The following is a 19188-nucleotide window of genomic DNA, read 5'->3' on the forward strand; positions in this document are numbered from 1 at the left end:
CTATGGTTTAGCCTGTGCAAGTTTGGCCGCAACTGTCGTTTTGGCGGGAGGCGGCGGCGGCTTGTAATGCGGCGCGGCCCCCTTGGGCGACCATTGCCCGGCGGGCAGGTGATAGGCGTGACACATCGCGCAGTCGGATGGCACGATCTTTTTGGTCTTCACCGCCGCCGCGCCAAGATGGCATTCGCGGCAGCTCTTGAGATCGGGGATCAGCAGGTCGCTCGCCACCCTGGAGGTGTCGGCCGCGTGGCAATCGGTGCACTTTTCCTTCTTGTGCGCCTCGTGATTGAAATAGCCGCTCGACAGGAAGCGGTCGGGCAGGTTCACCGGCATCAGATCGGCTTGCCCGGTGGGGCCGGTGGTGGGCAGGTGGCACTCGGTGCACACCCCGCCGACGCTGAGCGCGTTGGAGAGACCGATATAGGCGCGCACCGGACGACCGAAATCCGCGCGATAGGGCGTCGCGGCGCTGCCCAGCTGGCCGGGGCGTTGGCGTGCGGGACCGACAGGGCTGCGCGGGCCGGTGCTGATCCGGGCGAGATCTTCAGCCAGGTCCTTCACATCGCCGTGGCGCAGCTTGCTGAACCCGCCCCCGGCGGTGCGACCGGAAACAAGGCTGTGGCAACCTTCGCACGCGTCTTCCATCTTCACCTCCTTGAACCCGATGCGGTCAGGGGTGAGGCTGTGGCAATCCTTGCATTCGAGGGGGTTGCCATATTGCGGGAGGGATATGGCCATCCGTGCCGCGCCCCCGCGCGCGTTCATGTGGACGTCGTGCGGGAACTTGAGGCCCGAGCGTTCGACCGGCTTGCCGCCCGGAGCTGCGCGCACCGGCTTGGCCGCGCCGAAGCTGGCGAAGTAGATCGGGCGGAACTGCGGGTGCGCCTTGCCGAAATCATGTGCATTGGCGAGCGCGGTGTCGGTCAGGCGGGTGTCGAGGGTCTTGTGGCAATCGGAGCAGAAGGCCTCGCCGCCCGCGGCCGTGCGGACCGGGCCTTCGTGTTCGGAATGGCAGGAGACGCAGCCGAGCGGGCCTTCCTTGCCGAAGCCTTCGGCGATCTTCCATTGCACCGCGTCACCGGGCGACAGCGCGGGGCTGCCCTTGTCGAGGCGGCCCATCGGCGCGTGATCGCCGGTGTCCTTGTGGCAGCTGACGCAGGTTTCATCCTGCACGCTTTCAAAGGCGTTGACGTGGCAGCTTTCGCAATTGTTCTCGAGCGTATGGTGCTTGAGCGATAGCTCGCCCGAGGTCCAGGCGCTGTCCATCAGCACGGTGCCGGCGGTCTTGCCGGTCGGATCGGGCTTGGCAGGTGTTCGCAGCAGATGGCTGGCGACGGGCACCAGCAGCAAGAGCAGCAGGATCGCCCCGGCCAACACCCAGCTCATCGCCCGCTTGGACGGCAGCACACTGGCCAGCGCGAAGCCGCGCAGCGCATCCCCCTTGCCCTCGTCGGCGACAATCTGGCGGATAGTGATGGAGGTTTTGCCATCATCTTCGCGCGCGATGGCCAGCCGCGCTGCGCCCAGCGCAATCTCGCCCCCGGTGCGCGGATCGACGGAGCCTTGGTTGACCGCCCGGCCATCAAGCGCAAATCCCAAGGTGCCCAAGGCGGCGACCGAAAGTGTGCCATCGCCTGCAAGGTCGATCCGCACGTGACGCTGCTCAACCGCCAGATCGGGCAGATGAATGTCGCATTCCGCCGCCCGGCCGATGGTGAGGCTGGCCTGATCCACCACCCGGTCGCGGATGATCTCGCGCCCGGCGGCGGTGAAATCGATGGTGCGGATCAGGAATGCCATCGTCCGCCCCTCACCAGTAGTAGAACACGCTGATGACATGCGCGGCGAGCGAGGCGATCAGGGCGATGGTGAGGGGGATGTGGATGAACAGCCACACTTCCAGCATCGCCCTGATGCGCAAGGCCCCGCGGATCTGGGCAAGCTGGTCGCGCCGCCTTTCCAATAGCGCGGTCACGCGCGCCTCCGCCTCTGACCCGCCGCCCATGCCTGCCAGCGCCCGCGCCGTGGCGCAGCCGCGATAGCGTCCCGTCAACCGTGCAATCGGCCCGCCGTGGAAGATATCCTGCGCCAGCGCCGCAATCACCAGATCGGACTCGGCGCGGGCAAGCGGCTGCGCGGCGCTTTCCAGCTGGCGATCAATCGCGGTCAGCGCGTCGAGCATCTGCGCGCGTGTCATTTCCTTGCGGTTGGCTGACAGGCTGGCGGGGAGGGTTGCATAGACCACCACGCCGTAAATACCGGTCGCGATTACCAGCAGCATCAGCACATAGGCGAGCGTGTGGACGTTCCAGCCGATCTGAAAGCCGGTGTGCAACGTGCCCACCACCACAAGCGACAGGCCGAGGTAAACATGGGCCGAGGTCCACGCCTTCAGGCTCCACGCGCCCGGATTGATGCGCCGCTTCCTCACCCCCAGCAAGGACAGCCACAGGATCAGGCCAAGGCCAATCGTGCCGAGCGTATAGCCATACCACGTCCCGCCGTTGGGGCGCGGTTGCTGGTCGATCAGGGCGTAGCCTGCGATGGACGCGCCGCTGAGCGCCAGCGCGATCCACAGCCAGCGAAAGCCACGATGCTTCAGAAAGCTGACATGGTCGGAATCGCGCCGCTTTTCATCCTGCGTGAACCTGCCGGTGCCCCCCGCTTTTCCGGCCGCTTTCGTCGCCATCACTCAGGCCCTTCGGTCAGCTTGGTGAAGGTCAGGAACTTGTCAGGCGCCACGCGGATCGCAGCGCCAGTAGGGCAGGCACGCACGCAGGCCGGGCCGCCGTCGATGCCCGAGCACATATCGCACTTGATCGCTTGCTTGGCCTTCTGTCCGCCTTCCTTTTCGGCGGCCTTCTTGCGCCAGCCATAGGGCGCCTCGCCCGGGCCTGGGCCGCTGCCGAATAGCATCCATTGCAGCAGGCTCGGCTTCTTGGGCGGCTTCGCATCCATGCGGATCACGCCGTAGGGGCAGTTGCGCTGGCAATTGCCGCAGCCGATGCAGGTTTCATCGATGAACACTTCGCCGTCCGGCCCGCGCTTGATCGCGTTGGGCGGGCAATCGGCCATGCAGTGCGGGTGTTCGCAATGGCGGCATGACGTCGGCACGTGGAGGTGGGCGTAGGTCTTGCCCGCCTCGCGGTCCAATCGTGAAAGGCCGTCGTGGCTGTCGGCGCAGGCCTTTTCGCAATTGTCGCAGCCGATGCACAGTTTCTCGTCGATCAGCAGCACGTCGGTCGCTTCGCCGATGCCGTTGTCGACGAGGAACTGCGCGGTCTTGGAATAGAGATCGACCGCGCCCGAGAAGTTGTCCTTCTGCCCTTCGATGAAGGCATTGGTAGCGCGGCGGCCTGCCATGTCGGTCATTGCCCGTTCGCGCAGGGCAGGGTTCTTCGCCAGCAGGTCGAGGAAACCTTCCCCCGGCAGACGGATCACTTCGGATTTGATCGCGGCCTTGACTGTGGCGGTGCGCAAGCTGCCGTCGATCACCGCCATTTCGCCAAAATAGGACCCGGCGGGCAGGTAGGACAGGAACACCGGGCGTTCGCCAATCGCCTTTTCGACGATCATTGACCCGCGCCGGATGATGAACACGTCCTTGTCGTCCGCGCCTTCGGTGACGACCACCTCGCCCGCGCGCTTTTCCTCGACCTTGGCGGTCTCCACCAGCGGGGCGATATCATCGCGGGTGAGGCCCGATCCGAACATCTGGAGCAATTGGCGCTCGATCGAAATGCGCTGGATCGCGGCCTTGGCGCTCGGCACCTGCGATTGCAGCTTCAGCGCGGCAAGGCGCGAGATTTCGACCACGATGGTGTCTTCCGCCGCGCGGATCGTCGCCCCGCGCCTGCGGCCGGAGATGAGGCCCACCTCGCCGAAGATCGATCCTGCCTCGATGGGGATGGTGATCGAAGGATCAGCCGGATTGACCTCCACCGCGACCGATCCGCTGGCGATGCCGAACAGTGATGATCCGGGCGCATTGCGTTCAAAGATCACCTCGCCCGGGCTGAAGAACTTCGCCTCGGAATCGAGCATGAACTCGCGCATCTGCAAGGGATTCATGCCGTTCAGGATGCCGACCTTGGCGCGCAGGAATTCGAGCCATTCCTCGGTGCTGCGATTGCCCGGCAATCCTGCAAATTTGGCGGCGATGATCGGCTCGTCGGCAGGCTTGAGGTCGGTATTGCCGTTGATGAACTCGATGACGTCGTGGCCCTGGTTCATGCAATGCTTGATCAGCGGATAGCCCGCCAGCGCGCCGATCACGAAGATGCCGGGCGCGGTGCTTTCGAACACGGGGGAAAGCTTGGGGAAGGCGCCGCGATCCTCGCTGGTGAATTCGATCCCGCATTCTTCGACAAAGGCGCGCGGCGGGGCAGAGCCGATGCGGGCGATGATCCGGTCGCAGGGGATGCGCAGTTCCCCGTCGCGGGTGGTCAGCGTGATGAAGCCGGGCTCGATCGACTTGGTCTCGCTCTCGGTGCGGATGGTGAGCTTGCCCGCCTCGTGATCGGCGTTCAGCGCCTTGACGTTGGCGTCCTTGGCGGTCGGGAATTCGGTGCCGCGGTTGAGGATCGAGACGGTGTTGCGCTGCGCCGGGTCTTCGGCGAGGCCGCGCGCGTTCTCGATCCCCGCATCCCCGGTGCCGACGATGACGATATGCTCGTCGACATACTCGGCCGGATCATCCAGCTGGTACTGGACGTGCGGCAGGTCTGCGCCGGGGCAGCGCATCCGGTTGGGATTGCCCTGCGTGCCGATGGCGAGGATGACGTTTTCCGCCATCACCACCTCGCCATTGGTCAGTTCGATGGCATAGGGCGGGGCGCAGCGCTGGATCTCGCGCACCGATTTGGTGCCATCGCGCGCGCGCACCACGATCTGCTGGATGCTGCCGGGGATCGGGTCGCCGGTGCCGCGGATCGCCTTTGCCTCGGCCATGTATTTCACATTGACCTTGTGGCCTTCGATCTGCTCGTCCCAAATCCCGAGGATCGCCTCGCGCTTGCCTGCCTCGAAATCGATATCGCTGCGCAGCACCAGATTGCTGGGCGTCGCCATGACGTGCTTGCCCTTCTGGTACTTGTAGATCGTGTCAGAGAGGTGATCGGTCTTTTCGAGCAGCACATGGCTCAACCCCGATGCCGCCGCACGCGCAGCTGCACTGAGGCCCGCAGGCCCGGAGCCTATGATCGCAACCTTGAACATGCCGTCCGCCTATCCACCCCCCCTTCGGATAGATCGCACCCCGGCCCGCACCATACCCCAATCGGCCTCTGACACCAGAGCGAATTGCCCCGTCCTGCCGGGGGTGCTAGCCCTTGGCATATGGGACTAGGGGAACAGGCGCCCAAGGGCGGATCATCAAAGGCGGGCTGGTTCCTGCTGGGCGGGGCATTGCTGCTGGCGGCAGGCTCGATCGGGTATAATGTCTACGAAGGTTCGGGGGGCGATGCCGCCTCTGCCGTGCCGGGTGATGGCACGGCCACGATCGAGCAATTGCGCGCCGCGGCCGAGGCGTCGAAGGACGATGCCGGGCCATGGAGCGACCTTGCCTTTGCCTATTTCCAGCAGGGCCAGTTCGGCGAGGCGGCCACCGCCTATCGCCGCGCGCTGGCTATCGCGCCGGACGAGGCGGTGCTGTGGTCGGCGCTGGGCGAAAGCCTGGTGCTGGCGAGCGAGCGCGACCCGCTCCCGCCCGAGGCTTTGCAGGCGTTCCAGAAGGCGGTTGCTCTCGACGCGGATGATCCGCGCGCGCGGTATTTCCTCGCGGCCAAGAAGGACATCGACAAGGACCACGAGGGCGCGATTGCCGCGTGGCTCGATCTGCTGGCCGACAGCCCGCAGGGCGCGCCGTGGGAGGCCGATCTGGTGCGCACGATCGAGCAGGTCGGGCAGATGAACGCAATCGATGTCGCCCCGCGCATTGCCAAGGCGCAAGCGGCCCGCAAGCCTGCACTGATCGCGCCCGGATCGGGCAGCGTCGCGGGGGAAGCAGCGTCCTCCACCCTGCGCGGGCCGAGCGCGGCTGACGTGGCCGCGGCGGGCGCGATGAAACCGTCAGAGCAGCGCCAGATGGCCGAAGGCATGGTCGCGCAGCTCGAAGAACGGCTTCAGAAGGAACCGAAGAACCTCGATGGCTGGGTGATGCTGATGCGCAGCCGCATGACGCTGGGCGAGCCCGCCAAGGCCAAGGCGGCGCTGGACGCGGCCGTGAAGGCCAATCCGGGCAGCGCGGCGGACTTGCGGGCGCAGGCGGCGGCGCTGGGGATCAGCTAGGGTAAGCGGCGGCTTTCAGGTTTTTGGCTGACAGTGGTGAATGACCGCAAGTGGACGGATTCCGGAATGTCTGCTTCGCGAACCGCCCGTCACGCCTCCAGCCAAGCTCTGACCCTGTCAAAGTTCCCAGCTTCCATGTCCGCAGCATTGATCGAGGCATGAATTAGCCCAAGGTCGCCACAGATTCACCCGGTCGCTGTGTCTGAGGCATGAGGCAACGGTAGGATGTGCCCGCCTGGCTTGTGGGGCTTGTCGCATTCGAGATTTCGCAACTATGGCTCGGCACTGGCCACCGTATCCGGGTCGTGGCCATCGAAGTCGCCTTGGTCGCACCGTGGAGCCGCTCCATTGGCGAGGGCAAGTGCACCAGCCCCGGTTCCCGATCAGCGCAAAGGCGCCGCCGGGTCTGCGGGTTCGCGAGCGGTACCACAGGTCAAGCAAACACAGCGCGGCCCGTGCGTTGGCACTCTCTCCAGAGCCATGAGGTCAGAAGCGGTCGGTGAGGCCGTTCTGCCGTGGCGGCCGCTGTCGGTGCCAACGACGATTTGCGACCAAAGCGTCAGCCACCAGCAGTATTTGCAATCGCTGCAAACAGCGCCAGCACCCCGCCGCTCAGACCAGCCAAGGCCGCAAACCTGAGATCGGTGCTGGGGCCGCCGATGGCCGTGCCCGGTGGAGGGCCGTCAAACATGGTCGCCGCCCACGGCGCAAGAGGCCGGGCCGGTTCGGCCGATGGCGGCGCCGCGCGGAACTGTCCCAGCTTGTCGAAATGGTCGGCAAGAAGGTAATATGCCGTCACCCGGTGCCGCGAGGTAGAGTCGCTCATCCGCTGGCCAACTGCGCCGATGGCGGAGTCGAGCACGGCGTCCGGATCGGTCAGGCCGAGCGTCTTCTTGCAGAAATTTTCGCGCACGCGGCGCGTTTCGGCCGGATTGCCGAACGACACCACCGCAGAGTCGCGGGTCTTCAGCGCAACAAGACTATGACTCACGATCCCGGCGATCACATCGTTATCGGCATTGGGTACATAGCGCTTGACGTCGTCCGCCCAGTCGATGGCTGGGGCTGCATTGGACATATCGACCTCCTTCGCTCCGTTAAGGAGCCCATTGTTGTCGATCCCGCGGGCGTTCTAGCAGAGGTTGGGTGCAAGCCCAAATCTTTCTCGCACCTCCACATTCATTCTGCATCGCCAGAGACCCGGATGGGCTCCGCTCTCGGCTTGCTGCAGCCCAACCTGCGGCCGGACCGGCTATCGTCTGGCGCAGCGCATGATGATTGATAAAAACGTAACGCCGACAGGCGCTCGTCCACTCCCGATCGTCCCGTGAGACCACCGCCGGATCGACCAGGACCCCTTGGGAATGCGTAATCTTGGGCAACTTTTCTTGACAACAAAATATGTTAGTCAAAGTTGACGTTTGTCCTGAAAAATGCAACATTCAATCTGCATTAGGCCGCTTACCCGACTCGATGCCTATGGCCGTATTTTGCTATTTCCTGATGCGGTTCATGGAGAATTCCACATCCACGCTAATTGCATCCCAAGGGAACAAGGCTGGGGTCATTACCGAGTTTCCGCGAATGCCGTAACCGATCAAGGAGGTTCGCCACATGGCAGGTGATGACACAATGGTTTACCCAACAGGGCTGACGGAAGCGCAGGCCCTGGAAATCAACGACGGGCTGAAATGGGGGACGCGGATTTACTTCGGCATCGCCGTTGCCGCTCACATTCTGGCGTTCGTTTTGACGCCGTGGCTCAAGTAAGGGAGGCCAGACGATGAAAGAAGGTCGGATTTTCCTCTATGTCAGCCCGAATGTGATCATTCCGATCATGTTCCTCGTTCTGGTGCTGGCGTCGCTCGCGGTCCATTACTCCATTCTCAGCAACACGACGTGGTTTGCTGATTTCTGGCAGGGTGCCGCTGTTACTGCCGAGGCTGCTGCAGCACCGGCTGTCTAAGGCACAGCAGGCCCGCAGGTGCCTGAGGCCTGCACATTCCATCCCGTCCGCAAGGGCGGTGTGGACCACCCAATAGGAAAGACCCGGCCCGCAAGCGCCGGGTCTTTCTTTATGTGCCGCAGACACGGGTGCCGCCGGAAGCCGAAGCCGACCAGACAACGCGCAACCGGCGCGCCCTCAGACGCATTGGCGGAATTGCTCAGACGCGCGGCAGCAGCCCGGCCTGTTCCTGCGGGCGGTGCAGCAGCGGCACCATGATGATCAGCGCCGCAGCCAGCAGGACCAGTTCCAGCACATAGACCAGAACATAGCCGGAGATCGCCGGGGGCCATCCTTCCATGATCACAAGGCCGCGGGCTAGGTCGCGCACCACGCCGCCAATCGCCGCGCCTGCTCCGGCCGCCGTTGCCTGAACCGCGCCCCATGCCCCCAGCGCCATGCCGACCTGCCCCTTTGGCGCATCGCGCATCGTGGCGGTCAGCGTGCCGTGGCCGAACAGGCCGGCGCCGCACCCGATCAACAGGACGCCGACCGAAAACAGCGAGACCGATTGGATCGGCGCTGCGACAATGATCATCGCAAAGCCGGGAAGGCCCATCAGTGCGCCCGCCCCCGCCAGCCTGACCGGATCGCTGCCCCGGCTGAGGATCTGCGATGCGATCGTGAAGCCCACCAGGCTGCCCCCCGCCAGAATCGCGGTCAGCCGCGTTGTCATGCCCACCCCGAGGCCGAGCGCCTGACCGCCATAAGGCTCGAGCAGCACATCCGACATGGTGAAGGCCAGCGTCCCGATCCCGATCACGATCAGGCGGCGCAGCGCCTGACGCTGGACGATGAAGCTGTCCCAACTTTGGCGGAACGACCCGGTCACGGCCGCCGGATCGCTTGGCGGCGGGCTCGAATTGAGTGCCTCCTGCTTCCATGTGGCGACAAGGTTCAGGAACACGGTGACCACGGCGCAACCCTGGATCACCTGGATCAGCCGCCCGGGGGTGAAATCGGTGAGAAAGGCGCCGAACGCCAGCGCGGAGACAATCGATCCCAGCAGCAGGCTGACATACATCAGCCCGACAACATTGGCCTGCTGGTCCTCGCGCGCCAGATCGGTGGCAAGGGCAAGGCCGACCGTCTGCGTGATATGCACGCCCGCGCCGACCAGCAGGATTGCCACCGCCGCGCTGATCTGGCCGATCCATGAAGGCCAGGCCGCCGATTGCAGCGCACCGCCGAGCACCAGCAGTGCAAAAGGCATCAGCGCCAGACCGCCGAACTGGATCATGGTGCCGCGAAAGATGAAAGGCACCCGGCGCCAGCCCAGCGCCGAACGATGCGTGTCGGAACGAAAGCCGATAAGCGCACGAAACGGGGCGACCAGCAGTGGCAGGGCGAGCATTACGCCAACAATCGTCGAGGCCACTTCAAGCTCGATGATCATCACGCGATTGAGCGTGCCGACCAGAAGGGTCAGCGATATTCCGACCGAAAACTGGATGAGCGAAAGCCTGAGCAGGCGAGACAGTGGCAGATCGTCACTGGCGGCATCGGCAAACGGCAGCAGCCGCTTGCCCCAGCCCATCCAGAGCGACATCAGCTTTTTGTCAAACCGATTCACTACGGGCTTTCGACCTTGAATAATTTGCACCTAACCTTGGTCAACGGCATAAATGCCGCAACTCAGGACCGCAATGGGGGCGACAGCCGAACGGCAGCTTTTTCCGGCGACCGGCGGAAAGCTGACGCTACGAAAGCGCAAAAAGCCCCCGTGCTCATCACAAGCGCGGGGGCCTTTCCGGGTCGCTAAATCAGCGAGGGATCACACCACCCCGAACGCCAGCATCGCGTCGGCTACCTTCTTGAAGCCCGCGATATTCGCGCCCTTCACGTAGTCGATATAGCCGCCACCCTGATCGCCGTAGCGGATGCAGGAATTGTGGATGCCGGACATGATGTCCTTGAGCATCTGCTGCAATTCCTCCTCCTTCCACGATCGGCGTTCGGAGTTCTGGCTCATCTCCAAACCCGACACCGCAACGCCCCCGGCATTGCTCGCCTTGCCCGGTGCGTAGAGGATTTTCGCTGCCTTGAAGATGTGCACGCCGTCCAGATCGGTGGGCATGTTCGCGCCTTCGGAGACAGCGCGGCAGCCGTTGGCGACGAGGGTTTTCGCATCCTCGCCCAGCAGTTCGTTCTGGGTGGCGCAGGGCAGGGCCATGTCGCAGGGCACGCCCCACGGGGTCTTGCCGGCATGGAAACTCGCGCGCGGGAACTCGGCGACATATTCTTCAATGCGCCCGCGGCGGTGGGTCTTGTGGGTCTTCACCCAGTCGATCTTGTCCTGTGTGATGCCGTCGGGATCATGGATGAACCCGCCGGAGTCTGACAGGGTCAGCACCTTGCCGCCCAGCTGCACGATCTTCTCCGCAGCATGGGTCGCCACGTTACCGCTGCCGGAAATGACGGCGGTCTTGCCCGCAAGGTTCTCGCCCTTGGTGGCCAGCATGTTCTCGAGGAAATAGACCGCGCCGTAACCGGTCGCCTCGGTGCGAATCAGCGAGCCGCCCCATTCCAGCCCCTTGCCGGTCAGCACGCCGGTGAAGTTGTTGGTGATGCGCTTGTACTGGCCGAACATGAAGCCGATCTCGCGCCCGCCCACGCCGATATCGCCCGCCGGAACGTCGATATCCGCGCCGATGTGGCGGTAAAGCTCAGTCATGAAGCTCTGGCAGAAGCGCATGATCTCGCGCACGCTTTTGCCTTTGGGATTGAAGTTGCTGCCGCCCTTGCCGCCGCCCATCGGCAGGCCGGTGAGCGCGTTTTTGAAGGTCTGTTCGAAGGCGAGGAACTTCAGCACGCTTTCGGTCACCGAAGGGTGGAAGCGGATGCCGCCCTTGTAGGGGCCGATCGCGTTGTTGTTCTGCACCCGCCAGCCGCGCTGGACGCGGATATTGCCCGCGTCATCCTCCCAGCACACGCGGAAGGACACCACCCGATCCGGCTCGGCAATGCGGCGCAGGATCTGCTGGGAGTGGTACTCCTCCTTGTCCTGCATGAACTCGAAGATGTCCTCGGCCACCTCCTGCACGGCTTGCACGAATTCAGGCTGGTGCGGGTTGCGCTTCTTCACGCCCTCCATGAAGCCATTGAGGTCGACGTGATCGGTAACTGCCATGATGAATTCCCCCCTGCGATGTATCTATGCGCCCGATCGTGACTCCGCTTGTCGTTATGCGGCAAAGTATCGGGGGAAAGCACAATTCCTGCAAGCAGGCCGGGGGCGGGGCAATAATCCGGTCAGATGGCCGAGCTGAACTTGCGGGCAGTGAGCGCGCGGTAGCTGTCGAACAGTGAGGTGATGACGCGGGCATAGGGCAGGCCGCGCACCGGGATCGTCAGCCGGTCACCGCGCAGATCGGCCAGCCCGGCAGCGGTGAAGGGAGCAAGGCGCGGCCCGACCTCGGCGAGGAGATCGGCGGGGATCGCCGCCTCTCCCTGGCACAGCAGCGCCTCGATCAAGCGGCCGCGGCGCTGGTCCTCGGCACTGCGCACGATGCCGTGGCGGGCGGACAGGCGCCCTTCGCCCGAAAGCTGGCGATAGTGGCCGGTGTGCTTCTCGTTCTGCGCGTAGAGACCGGGGAAACCGCTCACCGCACTTGCGCCCATGCCGATCAGCACCTCGGAAGGATCATCGGTGAAGCCCTGGAAATTGCGCCGCAGCGTGCCGCCCCGCGCCGCACGGGCCATCGGATCATGGGGCAAGGCAAAGTGATCGAAGCCGATCGCGTCATAGCCCGCGCCGGTGAGGATCCGGTGCGCCTCGCTCGCCATGGTGAAGCGCGCAGCGGCGCCCGGCAAGGCGTCCTCGGGGATCATGGTCTGGCGCGGCACCAGATGCGGCACGTGGGCATAGCCGAACACCGCAATCCGGTCCGCGCCCAGCTTGCGGGTGTATTCAAGGCTGTCCTCAAGATCGGCTTCGCTCTGGTGGGGCAGGCCATACATCAGATCGAAGTTGAGCGAGGTGACGCCGCCGGCGCGCAGCCAGTCCACGCTGCGGCAGATCATGGTCAGCGATTGTTCGCGGCCGATGGCTTTCTGGCAATGTGCGGCGAAGGTCTGCACCCCCATACTCGCCCGCGTGATGCCGGTGGCGGCGATCACGCCGCTCCATTCGGCGGTGAGGCTGCGCGGATCAAGCTCGATCGACCATTCGGGCGCGTGCAGCGGGAAGTGGGCGTGGAGCGCATCGACCAGCGCGAGGAATTCGCCGGTGAGGATCGCGTTGGGGCTACCCCCGCCAAAGGCGATGCGCCGCACCCGCGTGCCTGCGGGGAGCAGGCTGGCGACCGTGGCGATTTCCTGATGCAGCGCGGCAAGGTAGCTTTCGACCCGCGCACGCTTGCCCGATTTGCCGGTGTTGCAGCCGCAGTAGAAGCAGATCTGCTCGCAGAACGGGATGTGGAGGTAGAGCGAGATGTCCCCGCTCGCTCCGGCAATCTCACGCTCGATGACGCCTTCCTCCAGCGTGCCGAAATCGGCGGCGGTGGGGTAGCTGGTGTAGCGCGGCACCGGCGTGGCGAGGAGGTCGGGGTGATAGTTCCACATGAGACGCTTAAAGCGCTGCTGCGGCACCCCGTCTTTGCGCGAAATCAAATCGCGGATTTTGCGCGCTCGGGCCGGTCCTTGGCGCGGCAGGTGCCTGCGTGGCAGCCCTTGGGGTGGCAGTTGCGGTCTTCGGCAGGCGGGGCGTTCCGGCCGAGCGGAATGGTGATCGTCCCGCCGTTACACAACATGGCGGTGATCGTCTTCGCTTCGGCGGGGATTGGCCCGATCATGACCGGCACCAGCGCGGCCAGGGCGAGGGGGAGGAGGCGGCTCATGCCTCGTCCTCTTCTTCGATCAGGATCCGGTTGGCCGCGCCGTCCATGTCGTCATACTGCCCGTCCTTCATCGACCAGAAGAACGCCGCCAGCCCCAGCAAGCCCATGCCGAGCGCAATCGGAATAAGGATCGCAAGCCCGGTCATCGCGCGCTCCGGGCCAGCCGCAGCGAATTGGCGACCACCACCAGCGAGCTTACCGACATGGCGATGGCGGCGACCAGCGGCGTGACGAGCCCGGTCAGCGCCAGCGGCACGGCGAGCAGGTTGTAGCCGATGGAAAAGGCGAAGTTCTCGCGCACGATCCGCATGGTCTTTCGCGCCACCCTTACCGCGAGCGCGACGGGCATCAGCGCCTCGCCGATGAACACCGCGTCGGCGGCCTGCTGGCTGGCATCGGACGCGGTGCCGGGCGCGATGGAAGCATGCGCGGCGGCGAGGGCGGGCCCATCATTGAGGCCATCGCCCACCATCAAAGGGCGTCGGCCTTGCGCTTTGAGGCTTTCCAGCGCCGCAAGCTTGATCTGCGGGCTGGCTTCGGCCTGCGCAAAGATGCCGAGCGTTCGGGCCACGTCTTCGACCGGTGCGTTGCGGTCGCCCGACAGGATGCTGGCGTCGATCCCCTCTGCCCGCAATGCGGCGATGGTGGCGGCGGCATCGCTGCGCAGCGGATCGGCAAAGGTGATGGTCTGGAGGCGGTCCCCGATCCGCAAGGCAGTGGCGAGGGCCTGCGCCTCGCCCGCCGGTTTCTCCAGCGCCACGGCCAAGCCCTGCCATTGGCCGGTGAGGCCCGCTCCGCTGGTCTCGCGCACGTTCTCTATGACCGCAGGCTCCACCCCTTCGCGCAGCAGTGCAGCGGCGAGGCCACGGCTGAGCGGATGGCGGCTCGCCTGCGCCAGTCCCAATGCGACGGCCCGCGCCTCGGCATCGAGCTGGCTGACATCGGCGCGCGGTTCGCCCAGCGTCAGCGTGCCGGTCTTGTCGAGCAGCGCAATGTCGCATTCGGCGAGGCGTTCCAACGCGCTGCCGTCCTTCACCAGCAGCCCGCGCCGCAACAGCGCGCCGCTCGCCACCACCTGCGCTGCGGGGACCGCAAGGCCCATTGCGCAGGGGCAGGTGATGATCAGCACGGCAATGGCGATGGTCAGCGACTGGTGCCAGCCCGCCCCCGCAATCATCCACCCTGCGAAGGCCAGCGCGGCGAGGCTGTGCACCACCGGCGCATAGAGGCGCGAGGCGCGGTCGGCGATGCGGACATAGGTGCTGCGCGATTGCCCTGCCTCGTCCATCAGCCGCGCGATTTCGGCAATCGCAGTATCCTCGGCCACGCGGGTGAGGCGGATGCGAAGCGGCGCCGAAAGGTTGATCGTCCCGGCGTGCACCACGCTGCCCGGTCCCACCGGTTCGGGCGCGCTTTCGCCGGTGAGCATGGCATTGTCGAGCGCGCTGATACCCTCCACCACCTCGCCATCGGCGGCGAGCGCTTCGCCTGCGGCGACCAGCACCAGCATCTCGGGGGCGAGATCCTTGGCCGCCACCCGCCGCGTCGAGCCATCGGGGGCGATCACGCTGGCGCTTTTGCCCATCCGCCCCAGCAATGCGCCGATCCCGGCGCGGGTGCGCGTGCGCATCTCGGCGTCGAGCGCGCGGCCCGCCAGCAGGAAGAACAGCAGCATCACCGCGCTATCGAAGAAGGCGTGCGCGCCGCCGGTGATGGTTTCGTAGAGCGAGAGGCAGGTTGCCAGGATGACGCCGATCGAGATCGGCACGTCCATATTGGTGCGGCGGTGGCTCAGCGCCATCCATGCCGAGGCAAAGAACAGGCGGCCCGAATAGGCGATGACCGGAACGGCGATCAGCGCGGAGAGCCAGTGGAACAGCTCCCGCGTCGCCCCGTCCGCGCCCGACCAGACGCTGACCGAAAGCAGCATCACGTTCATCATGCCGAAGCCCGCGACGCCGAGCGCGCGGTTCAGGCGTTTGCGCTCCTTGGTCTCGTCGCCAAGGGGATTGTCAGCGACCGGCTGCGCCTCGAAACCGAGGCCGAGAAGGGCAGCGGTCAGCGCATCCTCGCCGAGGGCCGGATCGTGCTGGACCGCAACCCGCTTGGCCGAGAAATTCGCCCGCGCGGCAGCGATGCCGGGGAGCTTGGGCAGCTCGCGCTCGATCTTGCCGATGCAGCCGGCGCATTTCATGCCCGGCACGGTCAGCCGCGTGGTGACGAGCGGGCGCGCGGTATCAGCAGAAAGGACAGCGGGGGCGTTCACCGCAGTTCGCCTTCCCCGGCCCAGGCCTGATCGCCCGCGCGGATCGCGGTGCGCATCTGCCAGCGTCCCGGTGCCAGTGCCTCGTTGGAAACCCAGCGGCCCTGACCCTGCGCCGCGAAGGTCAGAGGCGTGTCCTCACGCGTCCCGAGCGGGCGTTCTGCAGTGGCGGTAACCGCCGCGCCAGCGGGCACAGCGAGCGTCTCGATCACCACACGGCCATCGGCGCGGCGATGCGGCACGGCCTGCCAGCCCAGCGCCTTGGAAGCCGCCGCCTGTTTGAGCCAGCCGTTGTAGTTCTGGCTGGCGACATAGGAATTATCGACCACCGTGCCGTGAAAGCTTCCCACCGCGATGCTCGCCATGACGAGGTTGACCGCGATGACGATGGCGAACCCGCCAACGAAGACGGCCGCCATGTGCTTGCCGGTGAACCGTGTGGTCTTGCTGGTCATTCGTCGTCCTCGGGCATGGCAAAGGTGGTTTCGGCAATGTCTGTCTCGCCCTGTTCGTCGAGCGAGGTCAGGCGGAAGGAGAAGTGTTCGCTGTCATCCTCGTCCGTGCCCGGCGGCACCAGCACATAGGCGCGCACCACCTTGGTTTCGTTGGCGGGCACGGTGATGACCTGCACGGGCGCAGCGTTTTCGGCGCTGACCGCATCGGTCCACAGCACCGCGCCAGCGGGCAGGCCTTGCAGCGCCACTTCCATGTCGCGCGGGCGGGCCTCCATGTTGCGCAGCCGCAAGGTGTAGGCGTTGCGGACCGATCCATCCTTGAGCAGCATGAAGGGCGGGTTGCGATCGGGCGAGACGGTCAGATCGGTGTGGGTGCGGGTGCCGAGCGCGAACAGCAGCCCTGCGCCCAGGGCCGTCCACACCCCGAAATAGATGAATACGCGCGGGCGCAGCAGCGCTTTCCACGCGGGGGTGGCGGGGGCGCCAGCGGCCTCGGCCTCGCACTGGTCGAGCGTCGCGTAATCGATCAACCCGCGCGGGCGGCCTGTCTCCTTCATCACGCGGTCGCAGGCGTCGATGCACAGCCCGCAGGTGATGCAGCCGATCTGCTGGCCTTCGCGGATATCGATGCCGGTGGGGCAGACCGCGACGCAGAGCTGGCAATCGATGCAGTCGCCGAAAGCCTCGGGGTTCTTGGCCGCCTTCTTCAGGCTGCCGCGCTGTTCGCCGCGCCAGTCCTTGTAGGTGACGATCAGCGATTTCTCGTCGAGCATCGCAGTCTGGATGCGCGGCCAGGGGCACATGTAGATGCACACCTGTTCGCGCATGAACCCGCCGAGCCAGAAGGTGGTGCCGGTCAGGATCGCGACGGTGGCATAGGCAACCGGCGCGGCGTCTCCGCGCCAGAAATCGTAGGTGAGGGTGGGCGCGTCGGCGAAATACATGATCCACGCGCCGCCGGTCCAGAAGGCGATGGCGAGATAGACAGCCCACTTGGCGAGGCGGCGGGCGGTCTTGCCTGCGGTCCACGGTGCCTTGTCGAGGCGGGCGCGGGCGTTGCGGTCGCCATCGAAGAAGCGGTCGACATGCTGGAACAGATCGGTCCACACCGTCTGCGGGCAGGCATAGCCGCACCACGCGCGGCCCACCGCCGAGGTGACGAGGAACAGGCCGATGCCCGCCATGATAAGGAGGCCCGCCACGAAGTAGAATTCATGCGGCCAGATCTCGATATCGAACATGTAGAAGCGGCGATTGGCGAGATCGACCAGCACCGCCTGATCGGGGGCGTAGGCCCCGCGATCCCAGCGGATCCAGGGGGTGATGTAATAGATCGCCAGCGTGACGATCATCACCAGCCACTTGAACCGCCGGAAAGGCCCGTCGATCCGCTTGTTATGGACGGTCTTGCCCTTCGCATAGAGATCACTGTGCAGAAGGTCGGACCCGGCGGTGTCAGCCATCCGTCTTGGCCTCGGTTCCCTGCGCGACGTCCGGCGCAGGTTCAGCGGGAGCGGGGGCCGCAGCCTGCCCGCCGCCGCGCGAGTGGACATAGGCGGCGAGCATCTTGATCGTCACCGGATCAAGCCGCCCTTGCCACGCGGGCATCACGCCGTGGCGCGGGGCGAGGATCTGCTTGGCCACCTCGGCCTGCGTCCCGCCGTAGATCCAGATCGCATCATTCAGCGCAGGTGCGCCCATGGCGGGCATCCCTTCGCCGCCCGCACCGTGGCAGGCCGCGCAATTATCGGCGAACATCTGCGCGCCCGCCGGGCTGGGCTTGGCCTTGCCGCTGAGCGACAGGACATGGCCCGCCAGCGCCCTGGCCTGCGCGGCGTCGACCACGCCTTCGAAGGCAGGCATATAGGTCGCGCGGGTCTGGTCCGCGCCTTCCCAGCGGATGCCGTGGGTGAGGGTATATTCGATATCGGTCAGCGTCCCGCCCCACAGCCAGTCGTCATCATTGAGGTTGGGATAGCCCGGCGATCCCGCCGCGCCCGCGCCGTGGCACTGGACGCAATTGACCTTGAACGCCGCCGCCCCGCCAGAAATCGCCGCCTGCATCAGGTCAGGGTTGGCGGGAAGCGCCTCGATATCGGTCGCCGCAATCTTCGCCACGATGCCCGCGCGCGCCGCATCGGCAGCGGACATTTCGCGGGCGAGGTCGCCCCGGCTCGACCAGCCGAGCGTGCCCGCCGTTGCGCGGTCGATCATCGGCAAGGCGGGATAGAGCACCACATAGACCAGCGCGAATACAATGGTCGCGTAGAAGGTGTAGAGCCACCAGCGCGGCAGGGGGGTGTTGAGCTCCTCGATCCCGTCCCATTCATGGCCGACGGTTTCGGTGCCGGTGGGCTCGTCGATGCGTCGACCGGCGGAGGCCGGAGTCTTATTGGTCGTCATTGTCGTCATCCCTGAAAATCGAGTGCTTGGCGTCCGCAACATGGGGCTTGGCGCCCGGGCGGAAGTGCCACAGGCACAGGGTCAGATAGAGCACGCAGATCATCGCCAGCGCGTAGCTGTCGGCAAAGTGACGAAGGGCGGTGTAGAGGCTCACCGGGTGCCCTCCTTGCTGAGCTGTTCCTGCGCGGCGGCGCTGTTCACATCGACCAGCGTGCCGAGCATCTGGAGGTACGCGACCAGCGCATCCATCTCGGTCACGCGTTTCGGGTCGCCATCAAAGTCGCGGATCTGCGCCTTGGGATAGCGGGTGGCGAGATCGCCCGCGTCGGCATCGGGGTTGGCCTGCGCCAGCAGATCGGCCTCGGCCTTGGCGATGTCGGTGTCAGAATAAGGCACGCCCACCCGCCGCAGCGCGGTGAGGTTCGCCGCTGGATCATCCACCTCCAGCGCGGTTTCGGCGAGGAAGGAATAGCTGGGCATGATGCTTTCCGGCACGACCGAGCGCGGCGCCTTCAGGTGGTCGACGTGCCAGGCATCCGAATAGCGCCCGCCGACGCGCGCCAGATCAGGGCCGGTGCGCTTCGATCCCCACTGGAAGGGGTGATCATACATGCTCTCGGCGGCGAGGCTGTAATGCCCGTAACGCTCCACCTCGTCGCGGAAGGGGCGGATCATCTGGCTGTGACAGACGTAGCAGCCTTCCCGCACGTAGATGTCGCGGCCTGCCTGTTCCAATGGGGTATAAGGCCGCATCCCCGCCACCTTCTCGATCGTGTTGTCGATCCAGAACAGCGGGGCGATTTCCACGATCCCGCCAATTGCGACAGTCAGCAGTGTCGCGGCGGCGAGGAGGGTGACGTTCTTTTCGAGGCGCTTGTGGCCCTCGAAAGGTTCCTTGCGATGGGTATCGGTCATGTTCGCGTTCCTTGCGCAGCA

General features: G+C 65.5%; 18 protein-coding genes. 3 read left to right on the plus strand and 15 right to left on the minus strand.

What is annotated here, in order from left to right; all coding sequences use genetic code 11:
- Genes KVF90_RS07615 through KVF90_RS07625 form a run of 3 tightly spaced genes read right to left on the minus strand, consistent with a single transcriptional unit; the run spans position 1 to position 5217 of the window.
- Positions 1–1800, minus strand: coding sequence for a cytochrome c3 family protein (locus tag KVF90_RS07615; RefSeq protein WP_264394247.1), 1800 nt, complete (start codon positions 1798–1800; stop codon positions 1–3).
- 10 nt (positions 1801–1810) lie between these two features.
- Positions 1811–2689 carry a hypothetical protein gene (locus KVF90_RS07620; RefSeq protein ID WP_264394248.1) on the minus strand — a complete coding sequence of 293 codons (879 nt, stop codon included), beginning with the start codon at positions 2687–2689 and terminating at the stop codon, positions 1811–1813.
- Positions 2689–5217: a cyclic nucleotide-binding domain-containing protein gene (locus KVF90_RS07625; RefSeq protein WP_264394249.1), complete on the minus strand. Its 2529-nt coding sequence runs from the start codon at positions 5215–5217 to the stop codon at positions 2689–2691. The genes KVF90_RS07620 and KVF90_RS07625 overlap by 1 nt, the downstream gene beginning before the upstream one ends.
- Positions 5218–5337: 120 nt before the next feature.
- On the opposite strand from KVF90_RS07625, the gene KVF90_RS07630 reads away from it, so the two are divergent.
- On the plus strand, positions 5338–6288 hold the full coding sequence (locus KVF90_RS07630) for a tetratricopeptide repeat protein (protein ID WP_264394250.1): 951 nt from the start codon (positions 5338–5340) through the stop codon (positions 6286–6288).
- Between the two features lie 559 nt (positions 6289–6847).
- On the opposite strand, the gene KVF90_RS07635 is transcribed toward KVF90_RS07630, so the two are convergent.
- The gene (locus KVF90_RS07635) at positions 6848–7366 is read right to left on the minus strand and encodes a DUF2853 family protein (protein WP_264394251.1); all 519 of its coding nucleotides are present in this window, start codon (positions 7364–7366) and stop codon (positions 6848–6850) included.
- Positions 7367–7902: 536 nt separating this feature from the next.
- Here KVF90_RS07635 and KVF90_RS07640 point away from each other — a divergent pair.
- Together KVF90_RS07640 and KVF90_RS07645 are read left to right on the plus strand one after the other, a co-directional pair.
- Positions 7903–8058, plus strand: a complete 156-nt coding sequence (locus KVF90_RS07640; protein ID WP_264394252.1) for a light-harvesting protein — start codon at positions 7903–7905, stop codon at positions 8056–8058.
- Between the two features lie 13 nt (positions 8059–8071).
- Entirely contained in the window at positions 8072–8254 is a 183-nt protein-coding gene (locus tag KVF90_RS07645) for a light-harvesting protein (protein ID WP_264394253.1), read from the plus strand.
- Positions 8255–8453: 199 nt separating this feature from the next.
- Here KVF90_RS07645 and KVF90_RS07650 read toward each other — a convergent pair whose 3' ends face one another.
- The 11 genes from KVF90_RS07650 to ccoO all read right to left on the minus strand — a co-directional run bounded on the left by KVF90_RS07650 (position 8454) and on the right by ccoO (position 19167).
- On the minus strand, positions 8454–9842 hold the full coding sequence (locus tag KVF90_RS07650) for a PucC family protein (protein ID WP_264394254.1): 1389 nt from the start codon (positions 9840–9842) through the stop codon (positions 8454–8456).
- 225 nt (positions 9843–10067) lie between these two features.
- Positions 10068–11423: an NADP-specific glutamate dehydrogenase gene (gdhA, locus tag KVF90_RS07655; RefSeq protein ID WP_264394255.1), complete on the minus strand. Its 1356-nt coding sequence runs from the start codon at positions 11421–11423 to the stop codon at positions 10068–10070.
- A gap of 122 nt (positions 11424–11545) precedes the next feature.
- Positions 11546–12856 (minus strand): radical SAM protein, encoded by a 1311-nt coding sequence (locus tag KVF90_RS07660; protein ID WP_264394449.1) that lies wholly within the window; start codon positions 12854–12856, stop codon positions 11546–11548.
- A 44-nt stretch (positions 12857–12900) separates the two neighbouring features.
- Positions 12901–13131, minus strand: a complete 231-nt coding sequence (locus tag KVF90_RS07665; protein WP_264394256.1) for a hypothetical protein — start codon at positions 13129–13131, stop codon at positions 12901–12903.
- Positions 13128–13277: a cbb3-type cytochrome oxidase assembly protein CcoS gene (ccoS, locus tag KVF90_RS07670; protein WP_264394257.1), complete on the minus strand. Its 150-nt coding sequence runs from the start codon at positions 13275–13277 to the stop codon at positions 13128–13130. The genes KVF90_RS07665 and ccoS overlap by 4 nt, the downstream gene beginning before the upstream one ends.
- Positions 13274–15397, minus strand: a complete 2124-nt coding sequence (locus tag KVF90_RS07675) for a heavy metal translocating P-type ATPase (RefSeq protein WP_264394258.1) — start codon at positions 15395–15397, stop codon at positions 13274–13276. The genes ccoS and KVF90_RS07675 overlap by 4 nt, the downstream gene beginning before the upstream one ends.
- A complete protein-coding gene (locus tag KVF90_RS07680; RefSeq protein WP_264394259.1) occupies positions 15394–15849 on the minus strand; it encodes a FixH family protein in 456 nt (151 codons plus the stop codon). Before KVF90_RS07680 ends, KVF90_RS07675 begins: the two co-directional genes overlap by 4 nt.
- Positions 15846–17312: a cytochrome c oxidase accessory protein CcoG gene (ccoG, locus tag KVF90_RS07685; RefSeq protein ID WP_264394260.1), complete on the minus strand. Its 1467-nt coding sequence runs from the start codon at positions 17310–17312 to the stop codon at positions 15846–15848. Before ccoG ends, KVF90_RS07680 begins: the two co-directional genes overlap by 4 nt.
- Positions 17305–18252 carry a cytochrome-c oxidase, cbb3-type subunit III gene (gene ccoP / locus KVF90_RS07690; protein WP_264394261.1) on the minus strand — a complete coding sequence of 316 codons (948 nt, stop codon included), beginning with the start codon at positions 18250–18252 and terminating at the stop codon, positions 17305–17307. Before ccoP ends, ccoG begins: the two co-directional genes overlap by 8 nt.
- Positions 18239–18406 carry a cbb3-type cytochrome oxidase subunit 3 gene (locus KVF90_RS07695; protein ID WP_264394262.1) on the minus strand — a complete coding sequence of 56 codons (168 nt, stop codon included), beginning with the start codon at positions 18404–18406 and terminating at the stop codon, positions 18239–18241. The genes ccoP and KVF90_RS07695 overlap by 14 nt, the downstream gene beginning before the upstream one ends.
- Complete coding sequence (gene ccoO, locus KVF90_RS07700; RefSeq protein WP_264394263.1) at positions 18403–19167, minus strand: cytochrome-c oxidase, cbb3-type subunit II; 765 nt, start codon at positions 19165–19167, stop codon at positions 18403–18405. Before ccoO ends, KVF90_RS07695 begins: the two co-directional genes overlap by 4 nt.
- Positions 19168–19188: the final 21 nt, after the last annotated feature.

This window comes from Porphyrobacter sp. ULC335, assembly GCF_025917005.1.
In the GTDB taxonomy this organism is placed as follows: Bacteria; Pseudomonadota; Alphaproteobacteria; order Sphingomonadales; family Sphingomonadaceae; genus Erythrobacter.

Excerpts from the sequence above, each read along its gene's own strand:
- KVF90_RS07615 (WP_264394247.1), bottom strand. The coding sequence starts at position 1,800 with ATGGCATTCCTGATCCGCACCATCGATTTCACCGCCGCCGGGCGCGAG.
- KVF90_RS07620 (WP_264394248.1), bottom strand. The coding sequence starts at position 2,689 with ATGGCGACGAAAGCGGCCGGAAAAGCGGGGGGCACCGGCAGGTTCACG.
- KVF90_RS07625 (WP_264394249.1), bottom strand. The coding sequence starts at position 5,217 with ATGTTCAAGGTTGCGATCATAGGCTCCGGGCCTGCGGGCCTCAGTGCA.
- KVF90_RS07630 (WP_264394250.1), top strand. The coding sequence starts at position 5,338 with ATGGGACTAGGGGAACAGGCGCCCAAGGGCGGATCATCAAAGGCGGGC.
- KVF90_RS07635 (WP_264394251.1), bottom strand. The coding sequence starts at position 7,366 with ATGTCCAATGCAGCCCCAGCCATCGACTGGGCGGACGACGTCAAGCGC.
- KVF90_RS07640 (WP_264394252.1), top strand. The coding sequence starts at position 7,903 with ATGGCAGGTGATGACACAATGGTTTACCCAACAGGGCTGACGGAAGCG.
- KVF90_RS07645 (WP_264394253.1), top strand. The coding sequence starts at position 8,072 with ATGAAAGAAGGTCGGATTTTCCTCTATGTCAGCCCGAATGTGATCATT.
- KVF90_RS07650 (WP_264394254.1), bottom strand. The coding sequence starts at position 9,842 with ATGTCGCTCTGGATGGGCTGGGGCAAGCGGCTGCTGCCGTTTGCCGAT.
- gdhA (WP_264394255.1), bottom strand. The coding sequence starts at position 11,423 with ATGGCAGTTACCGATCACGTCGACCTCAATGGCTTCATGGAGGGCGTG.
- KVF90_RS07660 (WP_264394449.1), bottom strand. The coding sequence starts at position 12,856 with ATGTGGAACTATCACCCCGACCTCCTCGCCACGCCGGTGCCGCGCTAC.
- KVF90_RS07665 (WP_264394256.1), bottom strand. The coding sequence starts at position 13,131 with ATGAGCCGCCTCCTCCCCCTCGCCCTGGCCGCGCTGGTGCCGGTCATG.
- ccoS (WP_264394257.1), bottom strand. The coding sequence starts at position 13,277 with ATGACCGGGCTTGCGATCCTTATTCCGATTGCGCTCGGCATGGGCTTG.
- KVF90_RS07680 (WP_264394259.1), bottom strand. The coding sequence starts at position 15,849 with ATGACCAGCAAGACCACACGGTTCACCGGCAAGCACATGGCGGCCGTC.
- ccoG (WP_264394260.1), bottom strand. The coding sequence starts at position 17,312 with ATGGCTGACACCGCCGGGTCCGACCTTCTGCACAGTGATCTCTATGCG.
- ccoP (WP_264394261.1), bottom strand. The coding sequence starts at position 18,252 with ATGACGACCAATAAGACTCCGGCCTCCGCCGGTCGACGCATCGACGAG.
- ccoO (WP_264394263.1), bottom strand. The coding sequence starts at position 19,167 with ATGACCGATACCCATCGCAAGGAACCTTTCGAGGGCCACAAGCGCCTC.